This window comes from Rhizobium lusitanum (genome assembly GCF_014189535.1).
GTDB classification, from domain to species: Bacteria; Pseudomonadota; Alphaproteobacteria; order Rhizobiales; family Rhizobiaceae; genus Rhizobium; species Rhizobium lusitanum_C.
Genome location: NZ_CP050304.1, coordinates 57,566 through 81,791 on the forward strand (window position 1 = coordinate 57,566; position 24,226 = coordinate 81,791).

Genomic DNA, 24,226 nt, shown 5'->3' on the forward strand with positions numbered 1-24,226 from the left:
CGCAACGGCAAGAACCTTTGAGTCATTGCCATCGCGCCCCTGCTTCAACCGTAACGGCAGTTGCCCTCCAGCATCCGCGCCATAGACTTCGTGCAAGTCATCGCGACTGGAACAATCGGCTACCAATGAACTCTAGGGGTCGCTCAGCGTAACAGCAGGCCCTACCCAGACAACAATGCACTGCTGCAGCGCTTGACCACGTCGACCAACAACTTCTTCAGATGCTGCCGATCACCTCTTGGAGAAGAGCACGCACCTGCCCGGCGACTACAATGAGTTCCTGGTTGTCGATCACCTGCATCAAGGCAACGGGATCGATGGCACTGACCATGACGCGCTCGCTCTCCAGCGATCGCACGATCGCGTTGCAGGCCAGCATCGCGCCGAGCTTGGTTTCAATCTTCATCGGCTGTACGCCACATCGCGGTTGAACGCCTTGAACGGGTTCGAACCGCGGACCCGACCACTATTTAGCGAAGCCATTGATATGAAGATACCTTAGCGATGTAGATGGAAACTGCGCAATCAAGTCTAATGTGGGTGGCGGCTCATTTGAAAATGCCTGATCTTCATCGGAAGGTTCCAGCCGCTTCACTTCGGTCATCAATTCATCATCGACCAAGCTCTCGAACCCGCCGAAGTGTCATCGTTCTCACTGGCTCAGCCACCGCCGCCTCGCTCGGCGCGCAATCCCTGACGGCCCTAGCTATGTGAGCTCCACGTCAGGAAGGTCTCTGGTTTGACGCCATCCGTCCGCGCATTCTCGATGAGCGGTTTGAGGGTGTCGTTGACGAATTCTTCCATAGTCGTGGGCAGCGCAGGACGATCATCGCGGAAATTTACACGCCCGTCGTTATACCTCCTCATTTAGAACTTTATGGTGCGAAAGTTATGCCAGGTTCATACAGTTCCTGGCCATTCTCACGCTTGATCGATCCAGGCTGCCACGACCAGCACCGAACTACGTTTCTAGACGGCCATTATCGGGGAAAAACCGCCGCCGGGTGTCCGGAAATTTGTAGTCTGGCCTTGATAGAGACGGGCGGCCGCGAGCAACACTTGGCCGTCGTAGGTATAAAGCCGCACGTCCATCTTACGCCGCGTGGGTGTGCCGTCGATCTCGATCATGCGCTGTCCAGGTGAAGCAAAGGCCTGGGCGACATAGCCGCCACGGGCGATCTCGGCCCACACTCCCTTTGTCACCTTGTCCCCACGATAGACCGCTTTGCTGCCGTGGCCTGAGAGCGGCTTGAAGAACCTGTCCTTTCGGGACTGCCAAAGGGCTTCCGAATTATCAGGCGTAACCAGCGTGGTCTGCGGCACGCTGGCCAGCCGCGAGCGCATCTCCGCAGAAAGGCCAAATGCTTCGAGCCTCGCCGGATCGGACAGCAGCGTCATATTGCGCTTGTTGGATACAAGCGCGTGATTGTGCGGATTGGGCGTGACCACCACGGCGCCATCCTGATAGGCCGCCCTCAACGCAGCATGTTCCGGGCGTTCGAGTGCGAAATCGACTAGTCGGTTGTAGACGAGGTCAATCTCCTGTCCGTCGAGCCGAAGCCTGCCGTCCTTATATGCCAGCGCGCTGGCATCCCCGACAATCGCTTCAAACCCATGTTTCAGCAAAACATTACGAGCAAGAACGAATTCCGGATACAGATACTGCTCCTCCGGTTGATCATCAATGATTGCGATCCGTCCTGGCGAACCGGCTTTACGCTGGAGGCGCCATTCATTTTTGAACATCGCAACGACGATGGTTTCGAAATCATCGTATCTTGTACCGACTGCCGTTCGGTCGACTTCGGAGCAGCACGCTTTCTGGGCCTTGGCGAGCACGGCATTGAGAAAGGCACCGCCCGCGTTGGTGTTGACCTCAATGAGCTTCGGACCGTCATCGTCCAGATGAAAATCATAGCCCATCATCGCGCCAACGGGACCAAAATCCCGCTGAGCGATTTCGGGAGCCCAGGAGAGAACGGTTTCGCGGTAACCCGGCAGCTTGGCAGTTGCCTCGACGGCCATGACAATAGCCTGCATCTCGTCAAGCGCCGATGCAGCGAGGAAGACCGGAACATTCGAAAACAAATGCGGCCGAGACGCCATGAAAGTCTCGGAGAACTGAGGCTCGCCGGCCTCCAGCGACAGCGCAGCCGAAAGTGCTGCCCAGTCGAGGGTAACGCAAAAGCACTTGCGGTTCAGTCGTGCCGCAAGCGACGAACGGCCATCCGCCACGGTTGGAGCTGGGGGCATGTTAAATCTTTCGCTTGGGCGAGAGGCCCGAGCCAACAGACCCGGCTATCGGCGATAAGACGGTTGATGTGAACCGTTTCACTTAGCGTTGGTTTTAAGCCACTCGGTCATCTCAGCGATTTCCCTGGTCTGCGCGTCGATAACCTTCTGCGCCATTTCCTTGGCCCAGGCATTCTTACCGTATTTGAGCTCTACTTTGCTCATGTCGATGGCGCCCATGTGGTGAGCGATCATGCCACAGACGAAGGCCACGTCGGGGTCCTTGTGCATCATCCCCTGCATCATGTCCTTATCCATCTGCATCATGCCGGTCATCATCTTGGAATGGTCGGCGCTCATGTCCGTCGCCATGTCGCTTTTGCAAACCTTCGGAAAACTGCCTTCCTCGGCGTTAGCGATCGGGGCGGCAAATAGCAGGATGGCGCTTGCGAGCAGGAGGGACTGTTTCATGGGTTTACCTTTCAAGCTGGAACAAACCTCTTCAAGGAGGGGTTGCGACACCGTGCTCCTTCCAGCGAGGGGAAGGTCAAGGAAAATCGGTACTCATTGCTACGATTTTCGTCCATCGCCGCAGCATGTCTATTTTGAAGAAATCGCTTGACCTTCCAGTTACGGGAACCGGTACTCTTTTAGATTAACATGAAAGGTACCGCCAATGGCGACCCACGATCACAATCATAGCACCGGAGACGCCAATCTCACCGCCAGTCCTCAAGCGGCAGATGCGGTGGTTCGCGACCCGGTCTGCGGCATGACCGTGGATCCGAAAGCAGCCGGGTCAGTTGTCGAGCACGGTGGCCAAACCTATCATTTTTGCAGCGCGTCTTGCCATGACAAGTTTGTTAAGGCCCCGAAGGACTACCTGACAGCGATTGATCCGGTCTGTGGCATGAGCGTCGACCGAGCCACCGCACCCCACTTCACTCGCCACAAGAGCAAGGGCTTTTACTTCTGTTCAGATGGCTGCAAGGCCAAATTCGAGGCAGAGCCAGCCAAATATCTTGGCGATAAGCCCGTTGCCGAGCCGATGAAACCCGGCACGCAGTATACCTGCCCGATGCACCCGCAGATCATCCGCGACAAGCCCGGTTCATGCCCGATCTGTGGGATGGCTCTTGAGCCCATGGGCGTGCCAACCGGAGATGAGGGGCCAAGTCCCGAGCTTGTGGATTTTACGCGGCGGCTGTGGATCAGTGCCATACTGTCGTTGCCCTTGCTCATCATCACCATGGGGCCGATGATTGGGCTGCCTTTCCGGGAATGGATCGGCGAACCTCTGGGCATATGGCTCGAACTGGCGCTGGCCACACCGGTGGTACTCTGGGCCGCTATCCCGTTTTTCCTTCGCGGCTACGAGTCTGTCGTGAACCGCTCGCCCAACATGTGGACGCTGGTCTCACTCGGCGTCGGCGCAGCCTATGGTTACAGCCTTGTGGCGACCCTATTCCCCGGTATTTTCCCCCATACGTTCCGTGACCACGGCGGAAGTGTCCCGGTGTATTTCGAGGCCGCGGCCGTCATTGTCGCGCTGATTTTCCTTGGGCAGGTGCTTGAGCTTCGGGCGCGCGAGCGCACCGGATCGGCAATACGCGCGTTGCTCGACCTTGCTCCAAAAACAGCGAGGCGCATCGGAAAGGACGGGTCTGAGGAAGATATCCCGCTCGACCAGGTGCTGGCCGGAGACCTGCTGAGGGTCCGCCCGGGCAACAGCATCCCGGTCGATGGGATCGTCACCGAGGGCCGCTCCTCCGTCGACGAATCCATGATCACCGGCGAACCCCTGCCGGTTGAGGTCACTGAGAGTGCCAAGGTCACTGGCGGAACCATCAATAGGAATGGAACCTTCATCATGCGTGCCGAGCGGATTGGCGCCGACACCATGCTCTCGAAGATCGTCGAGATGGTCGCCAAGGCCCAACGCTCTCGTGCGCCGATCCAAGGCCTTGCCGATCGAGTGTCATTCTATTTTGTGCCAGCCGTGGTCCTGGTCGCAGTTGCAGCTTTTGCCACATGGGCGATCATAGGCCCTGAACCCAGCATGATCTATGCAATCGTTTCGGCGGTCTCTGTGCTGATCATCGCTTGTCCCTGTGCCCTTGGGCTTGCCACACCCATGTCGATCATGACGGCGACCGGGCGTGGCGCCCAGGCCGGCGTGTTAATCAAAGATGCCCAGGCGCTGGAGCGTTTCGCCAAAGTCGATACCCTTATCGTCGACAAGACCGGGACCCTTACGGAAGGGCGGCCGAAGCTCACTGATATCCTGACCGCTGAAGGCACAACCGAGGCAGACCTGCTCGTGCTTGCCGCGAGTTTGGAACAGGGATCGGAGCATCCGCTCGCCGAAGCCATCGTTGAAGGAGCAAAGGAGCGCGGCGCAACCCTTCTGGCGACCATTGACTTTCAGGCAATCACCGGAAAGGGCGTGACCGGATTGGTTGACGGCCGGCGCATCGCGCTGGGTAATCAGGCAATGATGGTCGACCTGGAAGTCGACGTCGGAATACTTGCCAAGCAGGCAGACGCGCTGCGGACCGAAGGCAAGACAGCCATGTACGTCGCAGTTGGTGGCAAGCTCGGCGGGATCGTCGCAGTCGCCGATCCGATCAAAGCCACCACCAAGGAGGCTATTTTCGCGCTGCGCGAAAGCGGCTTGCGGATCATCATGGCGACCGGCGACAACGAACTGACCGCAAAGGCAGTTGCCTCCAAGCTCGGCATCGATGAAGTCCGCGCTAGCGTTCTGCCGGAAGACAAGAAAGCACTCATCGACCAGCTGCACGCCGGTGGGGCCAAGGTCGCCATGGCGGGAGACGGTGTGAACGATGCCCCAGCACTAGCGGCGGCCGAGGTCGGCATCGCCATGGGCACAGGTGCTGACGTCGCGGTGGAAAGTGCTGGTATCACGCTGGTGAAAGGCGATCTCAATGGCATCGTCAGGGCAAGGACACTCGCCCAGGCGACCATACGCAACATCAAGCAAAACCTGTTTTTTGCCTTCATCTACAACGTGCTTGGCGTGCCGGTCGCTGCCGGGGTCCTTTACCCGGTTTTCGGAACACTGCTATCGCCGATGATCGCGGCTGCCGCTATGAGCCTGTCCTCCGTGTCCGTCATCGGCAATGCACTGCGCCTGCGCAATTTAAAGCTGTAAGCTCAAGGAGGTTTTTCCATGAATATTGGTGATGCGTCGTTACAGTCCGGCCTGCCACCCAAGACCATTCGCTACTACGAGGATATCGGACTTTTGAAGCCCGGGTGGGCAGAAAACGGCTATCGTGACTACTCGGTCAAGGATCTTCATGGGCTGCGGTTTTTGCAGCGTAGCCGGAGCCTGGGGTTTTCGGTAGACGAGTGCCGGCAACTGCTGTCACTCTACAATGACAAGGCTCGTGAAAGTGCGGAAGTTAAAGCGATTGCACAGGCCAAATTGGTGGAGATCGACCGGAAGATTGCCGAGCTGGTTGGATTGCGCAGTGCGTTGCACCACCTTGTAGCAAACTGCCATGGCGACGAGCGGCCGGATTGCCCGATTATCGACCAACTTGCAGGCGAACCAAGTTTTCAGTCGAGCTGAAACGATGCCCCGGTCGAGGCCGAGAAAGTGCTTCTGAAACAGCCTAAAGGAAAATGACGTATCGTTCAGGCGGAAGGCCTGAACGATACGTGATGACTCAATGCCGGAGCGGTTCGCTTCCGATGGTTTCAGGCGCGTCGCGCCTGAGACGCCCCCTTGGCATTGTGACCGCCAGCAACCGGGTGTTTTTGCGCTCCGCGCGATAGCGGCTGTCATTGCCATCTACGGGATCCGGCCGCGGTTGCTCTGGGTTGCTGTTCCTGTGCTCGGCGATGCGGTGATCTCGGCCATAATCATGTCAGCTGCCGCGGTTGTCGCGCTCTTCAGGGACGTTAATGGCATGCGCAGTCGCGGGGATGGTATGAATCCCGCTGGCCTAAGGGAAACGATACAAAAGGCACGCTACCAACTACCGGATCGGCACGACTTCCGCGGATGCCTTATGGCGCGCGAGCAGAACGCGCCTGTGCCATCCTCCCTCGGCCTCCACGTCATCGCGCAAAACAAGCTGGCCTCCACGAAGCGTTTGTGCCAGAGCCTCTCTTGGCCCGGCGAAATCAGGCTGTGTCGAGACCACCGGGATCAATGACACGGCGCGGTAGATCCGCTCCTCAGTGATGGCTCCCACCCAAAGCGGGGTCTGTTCTCGGTCCGCGAGCACCCTGTCGGTTTCCCAGAGTCGAAGCACGAGACGAGTGCTCGACGGGGCCGGTGCGGCCAACGACCTAACGGAGGTGATAACCGGTAGGCGACCGCTCGCAAACAGCGGAACCACTGGGACGGCAGTGGCGTCGGAGGATGCTGCGAGCCATGTGAGGGCGGTCATTGGCGTCCAGCCGACGGACGTCCTCCAACCGTCCTGCTGCAAAACATCCTGCAAATCCTGCACGCTGCCCGCCCACTGGAACGCAAGCGGCTCTTCGATTTCGCCGGTGAGGTCGATACGACGCTCCGGAAGTGTCTGCCAACCTGTCGTCCACCAATCCGTGACGGAAACGACCCGGACCACGGTTTTGGCGGCGTATCGGTCAATATCAGTGGTGTGGCTACGATAGATGTTACCCCCGCCCGCAAAGAGAACGGCCATGCATGCGACCAACAGCAACGCTGGCGATCCTATTCGTTCGACTGGACGTCTGAGATAGACGATGGTGAGCAGGATCAACCAGGCGGACCCAAACGCCGCCCCGCCAACAACGTCGGAAAACCAATGCGCACCGAGATACAGGCGTGAGAATGCGATCAGAAGGACGAGAACCGTGGCGCCCAGGCCGATCAAAACCCGAAATGCTGGCCGAAACTCGTGGGCGATGAGAACTGCCAGGAAGCCATAGAGCACCATGTTCGTCGTGCTGTGGCCGCTCGGAAAGGAAAAAGCGCTCCAACCGGAATATAGGAGCTCATCGGGTCTCGCTCTGTGAAGTGTCACCTTGATGACGGTGTTGAGAGCCGAGGCTCCGCCGACAGCGACAAGCCAGAAGGCGGCCGTGCGCCATGCCCGTTGCCAGGCAAGCCAAAGAAGCACAACAGCGGTGAGGGCCACCACGACTTTGGTATCACCAAGCTCGGTGACGGCAACCATGATCGCATCGCCGATTGGCGTGCGAACCTCTTGCAAGGCGTTGTAGATAGCGTGGTCCGCGAGAACCAACGGATCACCGTTGACCACGTCCTCAAGGATGCCAAAGAACAGCCATGCCGCCCCGCCGAGCAGGACAAGCATGATGGCGAGAACCCGCGCTTGCGAGCGTTCCGGATCGAGCAGGCTACCGACATACCGGCTGAGCCAGGTGTCGCGAGTTTCCGCCCATCGCCGCATCTCTGCAATGCCCAGGTCCAGCAGCGGAACAGCATGCCTCAATATCCAGCGCCCAAGTCGCCACGTCAGGCAACACGCGGCAATCAAAATGATGAAAAGGACTGCCAACGGCTTTGCTGCGCCGCCTAAAGCACTGAATGCAGCACCGACGAAAACACCGGGAAGGATATGTGACGGCGCCCAGACGAGAGCGGATGTGATGTTAACGACATAAAACCGTCTTGCAGACATTCCGAGCATGCCCGCGAGAAGTGGGATGAATGCGCGAACGCCTGGCGCAAAACGGGCTATAAAGACGCTCTTGTCGCCGTGGCGCTTGAAGAAGGCTTCGCTGCGCTCGATCAGTTCCGGATAACGGTTCAGCGGCCAGAGACTGACAATCTCACGATGGTACCGGTGACCAAGCCAGAAGGACAATCCGTCTCCGACGATCGCTCCAAGAATTGCTGCAGCCAACAGGGGCCAGAGCACAAGAACACCGCTTGGCACGAGCGCGCTGAGCGCAAGGATGACCGCCGTGCCAGGAACAACGACACCTATGATCGGGATCGATTCGCAGAGAGCAAGCACGAACACCGCCATATAGGCAATGTGAGGATGCGCGCTCAGCCACTGGATCACCGATGATACAAAAGACGCGATCATTGTCTTTCATCCTATAGGATATTGGTGATCAGATGATCGGCCTTCGTGCCTTCCCGATACACCGAACGGACGACCAGCGCCGCGACAATTCCTGTCAGCGCGCCGCGCACCGTGAAGGAGAAAGGCGGCCGCAATCGCAAAGGTCGCCGTTGCATGGTCGGAGGGAAACGAGAAGTCTGCGCTTCGTTCGATCAGCAGGTTGGTTATGCCGCCGTCATAGGGCCGTGCCCGGTGAACAAAGAGAAGAATGAGCTGGTTAAGGCCGAGCCCTAGCAAGAACGAGATGCCTGCTGCGAGGAGGACATGGCGTATATGGGGCCTGTCGGGCCTGCGCCACCATTGTATGGCGACCACCAGCACCAGGACCCGGACGCCAATGCTCGAGGTCCAGATCATTAGCTGATCGAGAGCAGCGATATGCCCCGCCAATGCGTTGATGGCATGGTTGATACTCGCGTCGAGTTCATACATTGGCACACTCCCTTTCGACCCTTGCAGCTTCGGAGGTGCTGCATCGATCCTCGATTAATCGGCTGATGCTTGGATATTGCTGCGATCGCGCACCCGCCCACGGATGAAAAACAATCCTGCAAGAGTGACGGCGGTGAAAGCGGCGCCAGCCAGGAACGTGCCCTGCGGCCCGCTGACGTCCCAAAGAATGCCGGCGATGACGCTTGCAACAAGCAGCGCAACCCCTGTCACAAGATTGAACATGCCGAAGGCCGTTCCACGCAGTTCAGCCGGCGCACTTTCCGCAATCAGGGTGGCAAGCAGTCCTTGTGTGAAGCCCATATGGAGGCCCCAGAGCACGACGCCGACGCCAACCCAGAGAATATCGGACGCAAAAGCCAACACGAGATCGGCCACAAGAAGCAGGACCAGACCGAAAACCAAAAGGGTCATGCGGTTGACACGGTCGGAGAGGACGCCGACCGGATAGGCCGACAGAGAGTATGCGAGGCTCATGATCACGAGGACGATCGGGACCAGGGCCAGTGGCAGGTCGATCGATTGAGCCCGCAAGATAAGAAATGCTTCGCTGAAACGGCGTCACGACACGAAAGTGGTGGATCTGTCCGACATTTGAGAACATAGGGTGATCACGCTGCAAGGATGGAAGTTTCCTGCCGCAACGGCCTGAGATCAGCGCCGTCCGTCAGGGTCCAGATGTAGTCGCCGGTGAGGCTGATGTGTTGCCAGCCGAGCGGGGTAATGTGCTTTAAGACGTCAGGCGGCGTCGGAATGCCCTCGCGATTGAGGGCGGCGAACGCCGGTTCGAGATATAGCGTGTTCCAGTAGACGATGGCGTTGATCAGCAGGTTCAGTCCGGATGCCCGATAGAACTGGCTCTCGAAGGTTCGGTCGCGCAATTCTCCGAGACGGTTGAAGAAAAGCGCCCGAGCAAGTGTGTTCTGAGCCTCGCTCTTGTTGAGGCCGGCGGTTGCGTTTCTACGCATTTCCGGGTTCTGCCACCATTGCGGTAGGAAAATCGATCGATTGATGCGGCCGAGATCGCGAAGCGCCAACGCCAGACCGTTCTGTCGTGGGAATGCCGACAGCTTGGCGAGTAGGGTCGAGGGTCGGACCTGGCCGGAACGGATCGTCGTGACGAGGCGAAGGATGTCATTCCAATTTGCCTTGATGCGCTCGACGTTGATGGGCTCTCCGACGAGAGATGTAAGGTTCGCTGGGGGCGTGTCACCGGGAAATAGGTAGAGCTTTCGATCCTTGAGGCCCCGCAGCCGGGGCACAAGCTGGAAGCCGACGAGATGGCAAAGGGCGAAACTCATATCGCTGACCCCACCCGTATCGACATAGTGGGTCTCGATGGCGAGATCGCTGCCATGATAGAGCAGTCCGTCAAGGACGTAGATTGCCTCGCTCGCATTGGCGTTCATGGCAACGATATAGAATGCGCCGTACTGATCGGACGTGAAGCGATAGAATTTGGCGCCTGGATTGGGACCATAGCGGGCATTGAGGTCGCCGATCGCCTCGGCGTGCCCCCCAGCCGGGAAGTATTGGCCGTCCGATGACGAGGTCGTGCCATCACCCCATAGGCTTGCGAGCGGCAATTGCCTCTGGGCATTGACGAGAATTGCGTGCGCTGCGGCGTAACCGTCCTCCCGGATGTGCCAGTCATGTGCCCAGGCAAGCTGGCGCATCGTGATACCGGGAGAAACATCCGCCATTCTGGTGAGGCCGAGATTTATGCCGTCGGCCAGGATCGCGGTGAGAAGGGCAAGCTTATTGTCGGCTGTCCGACCGCTGCGTAGATGAGTGAAAGCGTTGGAAAACCCGGTGCGGGCGTCCACCTCCAGCAGCAGATCCGTGATGCGGATCGCAGGCAGGCGGCTTTCAACCTTTGCCTTCAGCGACTTCGCGATGTCCGGAAACAACGCCTTGTGCGGCGTGACGCTGAAGCCTGCTCCGGTCAATTCGACATCGTCGAGTTCACCGGCGGCAGCCAAACGGGAGAGATCCGCTAGTCCCTCGTTCAGGACCCGGCGCTGCTGACGGAGATACGTCTCGACGTCGGTATCAACGGCGATCGGAAGCGGCCCTTCCTCACGCATCAGCTCGAACGTGGGCGCGGGAATGAGAAAGCTTTCGAAAGACTGGAAGCGTTTGGCCCCCTCCACCCAGACATCGCCCGCATCGAGCCGGCGCTTTAATTCGCTGAACAGGCAAAGTTCATAGGCCCTGCGATCGATCTTGCCGTCCTGCAGGATCAGTGGCACCCAACCTTTTGGAGCGAACGAAATTGGGGCTTTGTCCGGTATCGCCCTTTTGCCGGCACGATAGAGATCAGTGACCACGGATAGTGCCCGCAACAGATTTGCCGCCACGGCGTGGCCGCGGAAGACGAGGGTGGAAAGAAACTGCGGCGCAAGTTTCCGGATTGTCGGATAGCGCTGGAGCATGTCGATTTTGCCATCGATGACATCAGGGGCAATCAGCGTATCGACTGCCTCGACACTAAGCGTGAAGGCAGGCCAATGAATGGCCCTCTCGATCGCGCCAGCGATGTCCTCGCCTTCCTCCCTCGCCTCGATGATCGCGTGACAAACTTTTGAAACATCCCTCAGCGGCCTCTGCACCTCCCGGACCGACCGTGTCACGCGAGCGGCCGCCCGATTGTCGGCTCGCCGGGTCAGCACGCCCATGATCTTCTTGAACATGTCGATGGCGCAGTCGGTCAGGTGGCGGGAAAGATGCAACGCCGTAGCGGCCAGGACAGCGTGCCGGCGTTCGGGGGTGAGATCGCGCAGATGCTGTGCGCTCATCCGCATGCCCTCCGCGGCAAATTCGTCAAAGACCTTGACCGGAACCCGATCCATCAAAGTCGCAGACAGATTCAGCGACCGCAGAAAGCGAATTCGCTCGGCAATTCTATCGAGGTTGGCGGCTGCTGGTGACAATGCCGGCGTTCTCGCCCAGGCAAGGACGGTCATGCTCGTCTCTTCACGCGGATCGAGAAGCTTGTCGAGATCGAGCTTCTGACCCTCGGATAGCCCTCCAGCCAAAGCCCGGTGGGCGATACGAACGCCGCGCCGGATTGCCACATGAATGATGGCTTCAAGCGCCGATCGCGGAGGCAGGAGAATTCTCCGACGCCGCAACTCCTCAACCACCATGTCCGCCAATTTGTCGGCTTGGCGTAGTGTTTGAGCCGCCGGTGTCAGCCAACCGGTCAACACTCGCACATCAGATGGGGCAAATGGCCGAATCTGCATTCGATCGAAAAGCAGAATGAGATGTTCGCGCCGCGTCTGCGGCCGCTCGAAGTAGCGATCGATCTCGCGATGATCGACACCGATCTGCCTTGCCAGAAACCGGAGGACGCCGAGCGGCAGAACCTCGCCATCCGCAAGTGGTCGTCCCGGATACCGCAGCGTGGCCAGGACACAGGCAAGACCCAACCGGTTCGAAGCCTTGTTCTGTCGCATGATGAGATCGAGGTCGGATCGGTCCAGCGTGTAGTGTTTGGCAACCTCCCTGTCGTCATCCGGGATGGTTGTCGCCTGCTGCCACCATGCTTCGCTCAATATTACCCTTCGCGCCATGCCTCGATCTTCCAATAAAGTTGATGAAAATGCAGCGAACTGGAAAATGCCTGTCCGACAAACGACCGTTTGGCGGCGTCCACAAGTTTTGTCCGCAAACATTGCTATTTAACGGCAAATCGGACATTGTCCGCATTGAACCAGAAAACGGACAAGTCGCACCTCATGACTGCGATCGGCTATGTAAGGGTCTCGACCGGAGAACAGGACACGGCGCTGCAGCTCGATGCCTTGCGGAAGGCAGGCTGCGAGAAGCTGTTCGAGGACAAGGCGTCAGGTGTAAAGACCGATCGGCCCGGTCTGACGGATGCTATCCGTTATGTGAGTGACGGCGATACGCTGACGGTCTGGAAGCTCGACCGTCTCGGCCGATCAATGAAGCACCTGATCGAGATCGTCACTGAGCTGGAAGCAAAAGGAGTCGGCTTCCGCTCCATCACCGAGAATATCGACACCACGACATCGGGCGGTCGTCTGGTGTTCCACCTGTTTGGAGCGCTGGCGCAATTCGAACGCGATCTGATCCGGGAAAGGACCAGAGCAGGGCTTCAGGCCGCGGAAGAGCGCGGCCGGCGTGGTGGCCGTCAAGCGGTCGTAACCCCGGAGAAACTTGCCAAAGCTCGGCAGCATCTGGCTGCTGGACTCAATGTTCGCGAAGCTGCCGCGCGTGTCAAAATTGGGAAAACTGCACTCTACCAAGCTCTCAAGGTTGAAAAATAGCGCTGTCGCCGAAGCTGAAAGCTGGCTTGCCGGACGGCCAAGTTGATAGGTTGCCAATGACGATCCGAACAAATCGAAGAGAGATCCTCAAGTACATGGGAGCAACGATAATGGTCGGTACGACCCCAGCCATCGCAGACGAAAAACATACCGATTGGCAGATTGCCGCTTCGGGTGAGACAGAGTTCAAATCCGACCCCGCAAGGCGTTTCGATGATCTGGCGAAAAGCGGAAAGTTATCGGGTGTGCACGGAGTTGTCGCCTTGCGCGGCGGTCGTATTGCCTTTGAACGTTATATCGACGGCAACGACATGAAGTGGGGACAGACGCTAGAAAATGTGAAGTTCGGGCCGGAAACCCTTCACGACATCAGATCCGTTACGAAAAGCATCGTCGGTCTGCTCTACGGTATTGCGGTTGCTAAGGGGCGAGTGCCGGCGCTTGACGAGCCGATCATCGCGCAGTTTCCCGAATATGCTGATCTTGGCCGTGATCCCGAGCGCGAGCGTATCACCATTCGCCATGCACTGACCATGACGCTGGCCATGGAATGGAACGAAGACGCCCCCTACACTGATCCTGCCAATAGCGAGATTGCCATGGAGCAAGCGCCGGATCGCTATCGCTTCATCCTGGATCGGCCGATCCTTGCCAAACCGGGAAGAGGCTGGATTTACAGCGGCGGAGCGGTTGCGCTGATTGGCAAGATCATTGAGCGAGGCACCGGGCAGAGTTTACCGGACTTCGCGAAAGAAGTGCTGTTTGATCCCCTCGGCATCGACGCCATGGAATGGATCCGAGGCCAGGATGGTGAGCCATCGGCTGCATCGGGGCTACGGCTGTCGCCTCGTTCACTGGCCCGCATCGGGCAGGTGATCTTGCAGGGCGGCGAATGGCAAGGCCGCAGTGTCATTCCAAAATCCTGGCTCGATGAAAGTTTCCAACCTGCCGCCATCGTTGATATCGGTTGGCGGGGAATGCATTACGGTTATCTCTGGTATCTCGGCGAGGAGGCTGTAACAGACAAGACAGGAACCTATGGCGAGCGTTTCATCGCTGCGTTCGGCAATGGTGGGCAACGGCTGTTCGTCTTCCCCGGCTTCGACTTTGTCCTCGCCATCACCACCGGCAATTACAATTCCCCGGATCAGTGGATGGCACCTGCCGCGCTGTTGTTCGACGTGTTCCTGCCCAGCCTTACTAAGACGTGAAAGCGGGCGTCTTTCCGTTCCGCTGACGGCTGAACACCGCTAAGATTTGAAATTCGGAAGTCATTTTGCTGCGTCGGGCTAAATGGCGCCGGGCGACCTCAGTTCTTTGTTCGTTCTAAAATGTCGGACAGATCGATCACTTTCGTGTCGTGACGCCGGAAAGCCGAAAACACTCAGGCCGACGCATGGGAAGGTGACCCTAATCAGCTTCTGGGCGACTTGGTGCATCAATTGTAGGACGGATCTCCCTGCCATGGCCCGCCTCCAGCAAGCCATGGGGCATCGTGTGGAAGTTGCCGCGATCTCTGTCGACACGATTGGGAGAGAGGACGTAAAATCCTTCGTGTCGGAGCTCGGTATCAAGGGGTTGCCGATTTATCTCGATCCGGCCGGTTTGGTCGCAGGCCCCGATGCCAAGGGGAATTCGCTTTTTCCCCTCTTTGGAATGCCGATTACATATCTGATTACACCCGACGGACGAATTGCCGGCTACCTGGCCGGCACGGCGGATTGGTTGAGCCAGTCGGGGCAAGATCTACTTTCCTACTACCAGAGCAGTTGAAGAATTTTTGCAGTGATGTTTAGCAGACAATCCGCACCGCTAAGTGGAAGCCCGGCCTTCGTGCGGTCTAGTTGCACATCGGGCGGCCACTGACCGTCTTGTCGAGGGGAACCTCATCCTGGAGGACCTCCCATTGGGCTGCAATCTTCGATCGTGTTGCAGCGATCAGCTTTTTGCCGTGATAACCCTACCGTTGGGACTATTCATGCCACACGGCAGAACTCCGGACGGCCAAGTTCAGTCATCCAGTTGAGAACGCGGACGCCGATCTTTACCTCAGTCTTCTGATTGTCTGAGCCTGTTGGAAACATTATATTTTTGGATCTATCTCCGCGACCACAGTTGAGATGTTAGGATGATGAGGACTATGGCGGGCGAGCAAACCCGCCGAGCGATTGACGCACGGTATGGCCAAGTGACAATCGTGAATTGTATGTATCGTTGCTTTACAACCATAAGTCGGCGATAGCCTCGCAGGCGGGCACATCAAGCCTTTCGCTCCGACGCTCTGTGACGGCTCGGGCGAGATCCTTCCCATGCACCGACGCTGGTATCGGCGCCTGATGGAGTCGGAGGCGACCTTCCTGATCCCGCAGCGGCGGCGCTAGCGCCGAACGGGTGTCGCTGGCGGCAAAGTGCGGTGTGCAAAGGGTGGTGGCAGTATCCACTGTGACCGTGGAATGTCGCGGCGATTATCAGGCTGTAGAATCGCGCAGCAACAGGCGCGATCCGACCGCCACGATGGACCTGATCGCGGGGAGCAACTCCTTCCCCAAGCCTGTCAGCTCATATTCCACGGTGGGCGGCGATGTCGGCATCACGTTGCGTGTCAGGACGCCGCGATGCTCGAGATCTCGTAGCCTGCTTGTCATCACCTTTGCCGAGATGAATGGGCTATCACGGCGCAATTCGGAAAACCGGCGCGGACCTTCGCTCAAGGACCAAAGCACCTCCGGTGTCCAGCAGCCCCCGAGCAAGTTCATACACTTTGACATGGGGCAGCCGGGCAGCGCCACAACCTTCTTTCGTACTTTGAGAACCATTGAACATCCTTGTTGCGAGGTTTCCATTTGGATACCGGAAAGTAGAGGTAACCGCAAGATACGTGGTTTCCCATGGTTACGCTGGCTGCTATTTGAGGGCCCTCAATCCCCGTAACAAGAAATGGACTTAACGATGTACGCCGTAACTGGAGCAACAGGACAACTGGGCCGCCTCGTGATCGAGACGCTCCTCGAAACCATCCCCGCCGATAGAATTGTCGCGGTGGCGCGCAATCCTGCCAAGGCGCGCGATCTGGCCGATCGCGGCATAATCATACGGGAGGGGGACTATAGTCGTCCCGACACACTGGTTCCGGCGTTGGAAGGCGTCGAAAAACTCTTGCTCATTTCGTCGACTGAGGTAAGCGGGCGCCTGCCGCGGCATCGGGCCGTCATCGATGCGGCCGGTCAGGCCGGGGTATCCCTAATCGCCTACACGAGCATGCTTAATGCCGATACGTCTCCCGCGAGGCTGGCTGTTGAGCACCGCCAGACGGAAGAGATCATCGGGGCTTCTGGAATTCCCGCCGTCATTTTGCGCAACGCCTGGTACACGGAAAACCATCTGCTCGCGCTTCCGGCAGCTCTCGAGCACGGCGCCATCGTAGGTTCCGCGGGCGGCGGCCGCTTCTCATCCGCGGCGCGGAAGGACTATGCCGCAGCCGCAGCAGTGGCGCTGGCAAGTGATGGCCACGCTGGGCACACCTATGAATTGGCTGCAGACCAAGCGTTCACGCTTTCTGAGCTTGCAGCGGAGGTATCGCGGCTGTCTGGCAAGACCGTCGTCTACAACGATCTTTCCGAGGCCGATTACGAAAGTGTCTTGACTGGCGCAGGGCTGCCGGCTGATCTCGCCGCTCTTCTTGCGGACGCAGACGCCGCGGCCTCACGCGGTGCGCTATTCGATGACGGAGGCGCCTTGCGACGGCTGATCGGTCGCCCGACCATCACGATGCACAGCCTCGTCGCGACCGCTTTGCGCAGTTGAAGCCAGGCCAGGGCTTCAGGTGATGTCACGCAACGGAATGGTTCTTAGCGGGGCAGTGTCATCTGATCTCTACCAGCCTACCAGAGTGCGTGACATCGACGCCCGAGGTGCGGCAAAAAACGCCTCCAATCATCGAATTTCTCGACTCCTCGAGATGACACCAAAAGAGTTGCATTATGCAAGCGAACCATCAAGGACAAGATAAGATGACATCAGCACTGACGAACTTACAGCAACATTGGTCGAGCGGCGTCGCCACCGGGCTCATCGCCGGCCTCGCAGCCGGCGTAATCGTTCTGGTCCCGGTCCTAATCCTGCAAACGGCGCGAGACGTTCGCGTCGTGCCTGAGATGCAGTTGGCGGCGAGCAGTCTGATGGGCATGGCCGCCTATTCGAGCGCCGCCGGCCTCATCCTGGGAACCTTGCTCCATTTTTTCGTGTCGATCATTCCAGCGGTCCTCTACGCTCTGGTTGCGTGGCAGGTGCCGACCGTAAACCGTTGGGCGTGGATCGGCGGTCCTGTGCTTGGCATTATCGTGTTCTTCTTCATGGGCTTCGTCGTATTGCCACTCAGCGACTTCACCACTCCCGCCTCCGTGACGCCCATGCCCTTCCTGCCCGCCTTGCTGACCCACATGTTCGGCCTCGGCCTGCCAATCGCATTGATCGTGAGGCGCGGATGGATGCGTACTGTGATCGCCCGTCCGGTTGCAGGGCAGGCACAAAATCCATCTGTTTTGAAATCGTCACGGCGAAGCTGAGGAACGACGTTGAGGTCGCACAAATGGAAGCCCATCGTCATGAGATCGGCGCAAATCTGATCGCACAGCGTTCGGGCTTCCTGTCGCAAGAGGCTGCGCCCGGCGTCGAGCATAGCTTGCTGGCCATCGTCCACTGGCGATCGCTCGCGAACGCTTCTGTCCCCACCCTTCTCGGCGCAACCCATGCCGATGATTGCACCAGAATCGTTTATGATGGAACACTATTGCACGCTAGTCAGCGTGCCCGTTGTATCCGTCAATCAAACGAAGGAAGTCGCTTAGTCGACTAGGAATCGGCGGTGGCTTCGATGACGGTCCATGGCTTGGATGGATGCCGAGCCGCGGCACGTCGGAAGCGGCGATATCAAGAGTGATCGCCCCGTGGTCTTCACTCTGCGCAAACGCGGCCCGGTCAGGGTTCATCACCAGTCCCTGACCGATGGCGACGAGCGAGAGGCCACTGCGACTGCCTGTTCGGCTTGTTCCGGAGTCCGGGTCCGGCCATCTGCGATGAGCGGAATGCGCCCGGCAAGGCGGTTGCCTCTTGAAAGCTGAGTCCTGGACGTGTTATGTTAGCCAAACTGGCATAATGTCTGACACCAGACGCAGTTGCGGAGGCAGCGATGAGAAAACACAGCGGCGGCAAAAAAGTGACGCAAACAGAGCCCGGCGCTCTGCTCACAACGGTCGCTCGGAATGCAAAGACCGGCCAGTTCGTCACAATCAGCAAAGCCCGTTTCGAGGCTGTAATGAAAGCTGCAGAGCATTCGGGTTTGCTGGGTGAGAAAAGTAAGCGGATAGGAGGTCGCATCAGCCCGGCACTCATCGAACAGGCGAAGAAACATACAGGCATCGAAACCGACACCGATCTGATCGAATTTGCCTTGGCAAATGTGGCCCTTGATGACGATTTCGGGAAGACTTTCCGGAAGACGAGGGGAACCGTGGATCCCGACTTGAAGCTCGGGTTCTGAATTGGCAGATTTTGATTTTGATGCGTCGGTCCGGTGGGCACGTTTTGATCCACAACGTACATTGGCACGACGAGAGGACCGCGAACTTCCATTCATCGATGATGTGGTGGGAGCTGGGCAAGAGCTTCTGCTTGATACATGCGTTTACATCGACGGCTTGCAGGGGCGTGCGCCTGAGGCGGTTGCCAACTTGCTGGACATCAGGTTGAGCAACCATTCCACCATCGCCATTCAGGAGTTGATGCACACCGCTGGTGTTCTCGATCCCAGGCATCCCGGCACGAGGATGGCGGTGCGACAGATCGGGGTCACAATAAATGGCATGCAGCCCCATCGTATCTTTGCGCCCGATACCGATGTGCTCGGGCGGGCGGCTCTCCTTGCCGGCATGCTATGCCGTCTTCAAGGGTACCAGAAGGACGCGCGTCTTCGCGCACTTCACGATTGCGTCCTGTTTCTTCAGGCTCAGAAACTTGGTTTCACTGTCCTCACAGCCAATGTTAGCGATTTTGATTGCCTGCTGCAACTGATACCAACTGGACGGGCTCTGTTTTACAGGTCAGACGATTAATATCGCAGCCCGGCGCATTCTTCTGTCCGCGTCGGTGTAGTACTCGCCGCCTGAGTCACCGGCTTGTGCTGGCAGATTCCGCCTTGCCTTGCGGTTCAGCGTAGCGGATACGCCAAAGCGTCAAACTGCCACGGCGACGAAGACCGGCCTCGTACTCCTGCCAGTTCGTCACTTTGAATTGCATCTTGCTGATACGATGTCGACGGGCGTTATGTTTGTGCGGCATACTGGATCAATCAAGCTATTTTCGATCGCAGCCGCATAGATGTAAAACGTTGAAGTTTGATCCCTGCACCAATTCTAAAAATATTACCGTTGATGACAGTCTGAGTTCGAATGCCGCTGACTATCAGCAGGGGTTTGGCGGCCACCATCCAAATCTACGTACCGAGTTCCAGGCTTGCGATCTTGATTTTGCTCCCTCTTGGTCAGCAGCTCCTTCGACAGCTCGCCACGGGTCACCGGCTGGAAATATCCCATCGCCATCAGCACCATCGCCTCGATCACCGAAGCCGCCGCCTGCTTGCCGTCGATCACGGTTGCCGCAGCCATCGCACTCATCGCAGCCATGGCCTACCCCATCCTCTCGGAGGCATAGCTCCCGGGGCTTGCCGGGAAGACGATGGTGCGGTTGCCGTTGAGGAAGGTGCGATAGTGGATATGCGCATGGATGGCCCGCGCCAGAACCTGGCTTTCGACATCACGGCCGATCGAGACGTAATCGTCGGCCGACTGCGCATGGGTGATGCGCGCCGTGTCCTGCTCGATGATCGGACCTTCGTCCAGATCCGCCGTCACATAATGCGCCGTCGCTCCGATCAGCTTCACACCACGCTCATAGGCCTGCTTGTAAGGATTGGCTCCCTTGAAGCTCGGCAGGAAGGAATGGTGGATGTTGATGATCCGGCCAGACATCTTCTGGCACATGGAATCCGACAGGATCTGCATGTAGCGCGCCAGCACGATCAGTTCCGTGCCGGTCTGCTCGACCACATCCATGATGCGGGCTTCCGCCTGCGGCTTGTTGGCCTTGGTCACCGGAATATGGTGGAAGGGGATATCGTGGTTGACCACCACCTTCTGGTATTCAAAGTGATTGGAGACGACACCGACGATGTCGATCGGCAGCGCCCCGATCTTCCCGCGATAGAGCAGGTCGTTGAGACAATGGCCGAAGCGCGACACCATCAACAGCACCTTCATGCGCTTCTGGGTGTCGTGGAACTCGGCTTCCATCTCGGACTTACTCGCGATCGGCTTGAAGCCCTCCGCCAGCGCCGTCTCGCCGACCCCTTGTTCGGAGATGAAGCTCACCCGCATGAAGAACTTGCCGGTATCGAGATCGTCGAACTGCGAACTGTCGACGATGTTGCAGCCCTGATCGGCCAGATAATTGGCGATCGCCGCAACGATCCCGCGCGTCGATTGGCAGGATACGGTCAAGATATATTGGCGCATAAGTTGTTTTCCTAGCATTACACGGACATTCCGGGTGTCCGCACAGCGCGCGAACACCTTTCCGGGAGCGGTGAACTTAACTGTCGTTTCATCCAGAGATGGCCTTTGAGATTCAAATTTGAGAGGCCAGCGACGTTAATCTAAGGCACTATAATCCGGCTGTCGTTCAAAGGTCCGGATTTCCTTGTTTATCAGGCTGCCATCCGATCCCCTCTCGACTTTTCGGATGTAGACATTCTGGATGACATTACGCGTCTTGAGGTCGATTATGATCGGTCCGCGCGGACTTTCCCAGGATTTGCCGGCCACCGCTGCGATCGCTGCGTCCGGATCCGCTTTGCCGCCCGTGGCACGGATCATTTCATAGAGAGAGTGCGTGCCATTATAGGCGGAAACGGTGGCAGCGTTTGCCACCGCATCTGGGTAAAGTTCCTTCAGCTTCTTGATGAAGTCGCCATTCTCAATGGAATCGTGTGCGGCGGAATAGAGGTAGCAGGTTTCAAGGCCGATCGCAGCGTTACCAAGCGCCTGGAGATCAGACTCCCGCGTCTCCGACGTTGCAATGAATGCGATGCCCGCTTTGTCAAGGCCGTTTTCGCGATAGGCCTTTATGAAGCTGTATGTCGGCGGACCGTATGGAAGGAATACGAAAAGGGCATCCGGCTTCTTCAGGGCGACCGATTGAAGATAGGCGCTGAAGTCCGTCGTGGTCAGCGGCATGCGGATCGATTGCAGGACTTCGCCGCCGCCATTTTTGAAGGTCTTGACGAAATGCGTCTCGGCATCGATGCCTGGCCCGTAGTCGGAAACGAGTGTGATGGCGTTGTTATACCCCTTTTCCAGCGCGTTCTTCGCCGTCGGCATCGTGACTTGCGGCAAGGTATTGGACGTGCGGACGAAATATTTGGATTTCGACACGACAGCGGAAGCTGAGGCATTGAAGATGACGGTAGGAATCTTTGCCTTTTCTGCGACCTGAGCGGCCCCTGTGGTATTTGGCGCAAAGACAAAGCCCGCGAGATAATGGACCTTGTCGCGTGTTACCAGTTCAAGCGCCTTTGCCTTGGCCTCGGACGGTTTCGCCACCGGCAGATCTCGCCAGATGAATTCGATCTTCACGCCGGGCATGGGATCTCGATGCCTTGGCGGAACGGTTCTCCGAACGAACCGGAAAAGCCGCCGCTAAAAGGCCCCAAGACGCCAACCTCGACCGTCTCCTCGGCATTGGCGGTCCTCAGGAAACATGTGGCTGCCAACAAGACCGCGGATACGAACGTCTTCATTTCTTTCTCCTCCTCCGACGATGAACGGCTTCATCCCGTTCGTAAAAACTCTGTGCCCGGCGACCAATCGGCCGCCGGCTCCATCCCCATTTCAGCGTTGATTGCCGTCAGCCGGCGACGTCGGCGCGCCGGTTGTCCTGTTTGTAGGGCGCAGGGGCCACCGTTGCCCGAATTTCCTTTTGCAGATGACCGGGGTTGCCCCAAATCACGCTGACCTCCGTGCCGGGCTCGCTCTGGTCAATATCGATTGTTGTGAGCGACAGCATCTTGCGGAAATAAAAGCTGTAGCCGCGAGACGTTGAGACACCGACGAGCTTGCCGTCCTTCATCACCTTGTCGGCATGCATGAAGCCTCGTTGTTCGCGCGGCATTTCCATGAAGTCGTAAGGCGCACCTTCCTTGTAGAGCGAACTATACACGTCGACGATATCCTCGGCATTCCAGACGAGCGTGCGGATGACGCGCTTGGGGGCTGCCAGCTCCTTTTCCAACGCATCCCGACCGATGAAATCATGGTTCACCTTGACGCTCTTGCCCCAACCGAGCTCGACAGGGCTACGATACCAATCCTCGATCCTTTCGCCTTCGAAACTTCCCGCAACATTGAAGGTTGAAGCGAAGGCGGGCATGGCGGCTTTGAACTCAGCCAGATATTCCTTCATGTCATCGCCGAAGATCGCCGGAAGATAATCCGTGACGATGGTCGGGAAGCAGGCTTCAAGGTGATTGATGAATGCCGTGCGTCCGCCGAGCTGACGGATACCAAACTCCTGCCCCGCCTTCAGGATTGCCTGATAGACTTCGGCGCTGTGTTCCGCCGGGCCCTGGAGCTCATAGCCAATCTCTCCGGCCATTCCCTGCCGCAGCGCCAGCACCTCGTGTCCGGCAATCGTGATCTTGCCATTGTGCATGAATTTGATATCGCGGATGTCCTGGCCGCAAGCCTTTTCAACCACATGGACGGCCGTGGGGCCGGAAACCTGAAAATTGAACCAGTCATCGACTTCGGACGTGGCGTTGTAGTTGCCCTGCCGCATCTTGTAGTCGACCCAGAACCCGCCACGGCCGAAGAGGATGAACTCTTCTTCGCCCAGACGGGTCAAAATCCCTTCGTGGATGACTTTGCCGTCCTTATTGCAATGGATGACATGCTTCGACTGGTTGAGGACAAATTTCTCGAAGCTGTTGACCGACACGTCCGAGAACAGCTTCAGCACATCTGGGCCGCGGAAGCGCCGCTCCCAGAGGAACGACCAATCGCCGATATAGCAGGTCTCCTTCCAGGAGAGGCTTTCGTCCTGCCAATTGGTATATTCCGGCTGACCCCATCGGCTTGTAAAGTAGCCCGGCGGCGTACGACGAAGATCTGCGATAGTCATAGAGTTCCTCCCTTGATGTAATGGATTGCTCCCGTCGGACGCACGGGAAGCTCGACATCCGTCTCGTCGCTGACCCACGGGATCTTTTGCTTGAATGCGCGCAGTATTTGCAGGTAACGCGCCGCACAGAACGAGTGCTCCAAAGCGAGCGCTTCCGCTCGCTGGCCCTTGCCGGTGCGAATGCAGTCAACGATTGCTCGATGCTGCTCCTGCGCGATCATCAGCACGCGCTGCACGGACGGCTTGTCGAGACTGAGCGATTTTACAAATGCGTTGGCAGAGGCGAACGGAAGCGTCTTAATCTTTTCCAGCGAGCGTGCGACCATCTGACTGCCAGAGGCTTCCACCAGAAGCTCATGAAACCTGTCGTTCAGACGGACATAGTCATCCTGATCGACGGCATCGCTCAGATTGTCGACAACGTCATCAAGCTGAATGACGCACGCGTTCATTTCAGCAACGATTGAGGGCGTTGCGCTCCCCTCGGCTGCATATCGCGCAGCCAGGCCCTCGAGCGTGCCGCGGATTTCGATCGCCTGATAAATATCGGTTTCCGAATACATTTTCACTGTGAAGCGATTCGTTGCCGTGCGCTCAAGAAGGCCCTCATCTGCCATCTGATTAAGGGCCATGCGGGCCGGCGTCCGCGACACGTTGAACCGGTCGGAAATCAGTGCTTCCGACACGCGGCTGCCCGGCATAACTTCTGCGTCAACAATCAGGCCGCGTAGCCCCAGCACTGCCCGCAATGTTTGCGATTGGGAACTGTCATTATCGTTCGACACTTTTCTCCTCCGTGTAACAGGGCGAACTTATTATAAAATGTATACGACGTCGAGCGAATACCTCGGAAAATACCACGTTATAAGTCTGGATATCACAAAAGAGTATACGGATGTCGTTTTCTGGGGGTCG

General features: G+C 57.9%; 22 protein-coding genes and 3 pseudogenes. 10 read left to right on the top strand and 15 right to left on the bottom strand.

From position 1 onward, the window contains the following. Positions 1-217 precede the first annotated feature (217 nt). Positions 218-406 (bottom strand): DUF302 domain-containing protein, encoded by a 189-nt coding sequence (locus tag HB780_RS00355; RefSeq protein ID WP_183686228.1) that lies wholly within the window; start codon positions 404-406, stop codon positions 218-220. A 165-nt stretch (positions 407-571) separates the two neighbouring features. Between HB780_RS00355 and HB780_RS33280 the strand changes: the two genes are divergently transcribed. After that, on the top strand, positions 572-697 hold the full coding sequence (locus HB780_RS33280; RefSeq protein ID WP_353622942.1) for a hypothetical protein: 126 nt from the start codon (positions 572-574) through the stop codon (positions 695-697). Positions 698-969: 272 nt separating this feature from the next. Here HB780_RS33280 and HB780_RS00365 read toward each other — a convergent pair whose 3' ends face one another. Together HB780_RS00365 and copM are read right to left on the bottom strand one after the other, a co-directional pair. Continuing rightward, a complete protein-coding gene (locus HB780_RS00365) occupies positions 970-2,253 on the bottom strand; it encodes an ATP-grasp domain-containing protein (RefSeq protein WP_183686230.1) in 1,284 nt (427 codons plus the stop codon). A gap of 78 nt (positions 2,254-2,331) precedes the next feature. Beyond that, positions 2,332-2,703 (bottom strand): CopM family metallochaperone, encoded by a 372-nt coding sequence (gene copM, locus HB780_RS00370; RefSeq protein WP_183686232.1) that lies wholly within the window; start codon positions 2,701-2,703, stop codon positions 2,332-2,334. A gap of 205 nt (positions 2,704-2,908) precedes the next feature. Here copM and HB780_RS00375 point away from each other — a divergent pair, with 205 nt between their 5' ends. Further along, positions 2,909-5,407, top strand: a complete 2,499-nt coding sequence (locus tag HB780_RS00375; protein ID WP_183686234.1) for a heavy metal translocating P-type ATPase — start codon at positions 2,909-2,911, stop codon at positions 5,405-5,407. 18 nt (positions 5,408-5,425) lie between these two features. Next, on the top strand, positions 5,426-5,830 hold the full coding sequence (gene cueR / locus HB780_RS00380) for a Cu(I)-responsive transcriptional regulator (protein WP_183686236.1): 405 nt from the start codon (positions 5,426-5,428) through the stop codon (positions 5,828-5,830). Positions 5,831-6,239: 409 nt separating this feature from the next. Here cueR and HB780_RS00385 read toward each other — a convergent pair whose 3' ends face one another. From HB780_RS00385 to HB780_RS00400, 4 genes and pseudogenes are all read right to left on the bottom strand, one after another. After that, a complete protein-coding gene (locus tag HB780_RS00385; RefSeq protein ID WP_286202824.1) occupies positions 6,240-8,294 on the bottom strand; it encodes a bifunctional DedA family/phosphatase PAP2 family protein in 2,055 nt (684 codons plus the stop codon). An 11-nt stretch (positions 8,295-8,305) separates the two neighbouring features. Next, positions 8,306-8,765, bottom strand: a pseudogene (locus HB780_RS00390) (phosphatase PAP2 family protein). A gap of 54 nt (positions 8,766-8,819) precedes the next feature. Further along, positions 8,820-9,341: pseudogene (locus HB780_RS00395) on the bottom strand (MFS transporter); the annotation flags it as partial. 53 nt (positions 9,342-9,394) lie between these two features. Next, a complete protein-coding gene (locus HB780_RS00400) occupies positions 9,395-12,361 on the bottom strand; it encodes a Tn3 family transposase (RefSeq protein WP_183686238.1) in 2,967 nt (988 codons plus the stop codon). 165 nt (positions 12,362-12,526) lie between these two features. On the opposite strand from HB780_RS00400, the gene HB780_RS00405 reads away from it, so the two are divergent. From HB780_RS00405 to HB780_RS00415, 3 genes are all read left to right on the top strand, one after another. Next, positions 12,527-13,081: a recombinase family protein gene (locus tag HB780_RS00405; RefSeq protein WP_183686407.1), complete on the top strand. Its 555-nt coding sequence runs from the start codon at positions 12,527-12,529 to the stop codon at positions 13,079-13,081. A gap of 110 nt (positions 13,082-13,191) precedes the next feature. Continuing rightward, on the top strand, positions 13,192-14,292 hold the full coding sequence (locus tag HB780_RS00410; protein WP_183686240.1) for a serine hydrolase domain-containing protein: 1,101 nt from the start codon (positions 13,192-13,194) through the stop codon (positions 14,290-14,292). An 82-nt stretch (positions 14,293-14,374) separates the two neighbouring features. Beyond that, entirely contained in the window at positions 14,375-14,854 is a 480-nt protein-coding gene (locus HB780_RS00415; RefSeq protein WP_183686242.1) for a TlpA disulfide reductase family protein, read from the top strand. Between the two features lie 695 nt (positions 14,855-15,549). Here HB780_RS00415 and HB780_RS00420 read toward each other — a convergent pair. After that, entirely contained in the window at positions 15,550-15,897 is a 348-nt protein-coding gene (locus HB780_RS00420; protein WP_183686244.1) for a winged helix-turn-helix transcriptional regulator, read from the bottom strand. Positions 15,898-16,030: 133 nt separating this feature from the next. On the opposite strand from HB780_RS00420, the gene HB780_RS00425 reads away from it, so the two are divergent. The 4 genes from HB780_RS00425 (at position 16,031) to HB780_RS00440 (ending at position 19,191) form a co-directional block, all read left to right on the top strand. Then, complete coding sequence (locus HB780_RS00425; protein ID WP_183686246.1) at positions 16,031-16,885, top strand: SDR family oxidoreductase; 855 nt, start codon at positions 16,031-16,033, stop codon at positions 16,883-16,885. A 206-nt stretch (positions 16,886-17,091) separates the two neighbouring features. Beyond that, complete coding sequence (locus tag HB780_RS32690) at positions 17,092-17,646, top strand: hypothetical protein (protein ID WP_286202825.1); 555 nt, start codon at positions 17,092-17,094, stop codon at positions 17,644-17,646. A gap of 623 nt (positions 17,647-18,269) precedes the next feature. Further along, positions 18,270-18,620 carry a hypothetical protein gene (locus HB780_RS32700; RefSeq protein WP_286202826.1) on the top strand — a complete coding sequence of 117 codons (351 nt, stop codon included), beginning with the start codon at positions 18,270-18,272 and terminating at the stop codon, positions 18,618-18,620. A gap of 1 nt (position 18,621) precedes the next feature. Further along, positions 18,622-19,191, top strand: a complete 570-nt coding sequence (locus HB780_RS00440; RefSeq protein ID WP_183686248.1) for a type II toxin-antitoxin system VapC family toxin — start codon at positions 18,622-18,624, stop codon at positions 19,189-19,191. A 112-nt stretch (positions 19,192-19,303) separates the two neighbouring features. On the opposite strand, the pseudogene HB780_RS00445 reads toward HB780_RS00440, so the two are convergent. From HB780_RS00445 to HB780_RS00475, 7 genes and pseudogenes are all read right to left on the bottom strand, one after another. Next, a pseudogene (locus HB780_RS00445) lies at positions 19,304-19,417 on the bottom strand (IS5/IS1182 family transposase); the annotation flags it as partial. 83 nt (positions 19,418-19,500) lie between these two features. Beyond that, complete coding sequence (locus HB780_RS33285; protein WP_353622940.1) at positions 19,501-19,761, bottom strand: hypothetical protein; 261 nt, start codon at positions 19,759-19,761, stop codon at positions 19,501-19,503. Positions 19,762-19,764: 3 nt separating this feature from the next. Beyond that, positions 19,765-20,649, bottom strand: a complete 885-nt coding sequence (gene purU / locus HB780_RS00455) for a formyltetrahydrofolate deformylase (RefSeq protein WP_183686250.1) — start codon at positions 20,647-20,649, stop codon at positions 19,765-19,767. A 135-nt stretch (positions 20,650-20,784) separates the two neighbouring features. Then, positions 20,785-21,777, bottom strand: coding sequence for an ABC transporter substrate-binding protein (locus HB780_RS00460; RefSeq protein ID WP_183686252.1), 993 nt, complete (start codon positions 21,775-21,777; stop codon positions 20,785-20,787). Beyond that, positions 21,765-21,932: a hypothetical protein gene (locus tag HB780_RS00465; protein ID WP_183686254.1), complete on the bottom strand. Its 168-nt coding sequence runs from the start codon at positions 21,930-21,932 to the stop codon at positions 21,765-21,767. The genes HB780_RS00460 and HB780_RS00465 overlap by 13 nt, the downstream gene beginning before the upstream one ends. A gap of 107 nt (positions 21,933-22,039) precedes the next feature. After that, positions 22,040-23,311 carry an aminomethyl transferase family protein gene (locus tag HB780_RS00470; RefSeq protein ID WP_183686256.1) on the bottom strand — a complete coding sequence of 424 codons (1,272 nt, stop codon included), beginning with the start codon at positions 23,309-23,311 and terminating at the stop codon, positions 22,040-22,042. Next, a complete protein-coding gene (locus HB780_RS00475) occupies positions 23,308-24,051 on the bottom strand; it encodes a GntR family transcriptional regulator (protein ID WP_286202840.1) in 744 nt (247 codons plus the stop codon). The genes HB780_RS00470 and HB780_RS00475 overlap by 4 nt, the downstream gene beginning before the upstream one ends. Positions 24,052-24,226 lie beyond the last annotated feature (175 nt).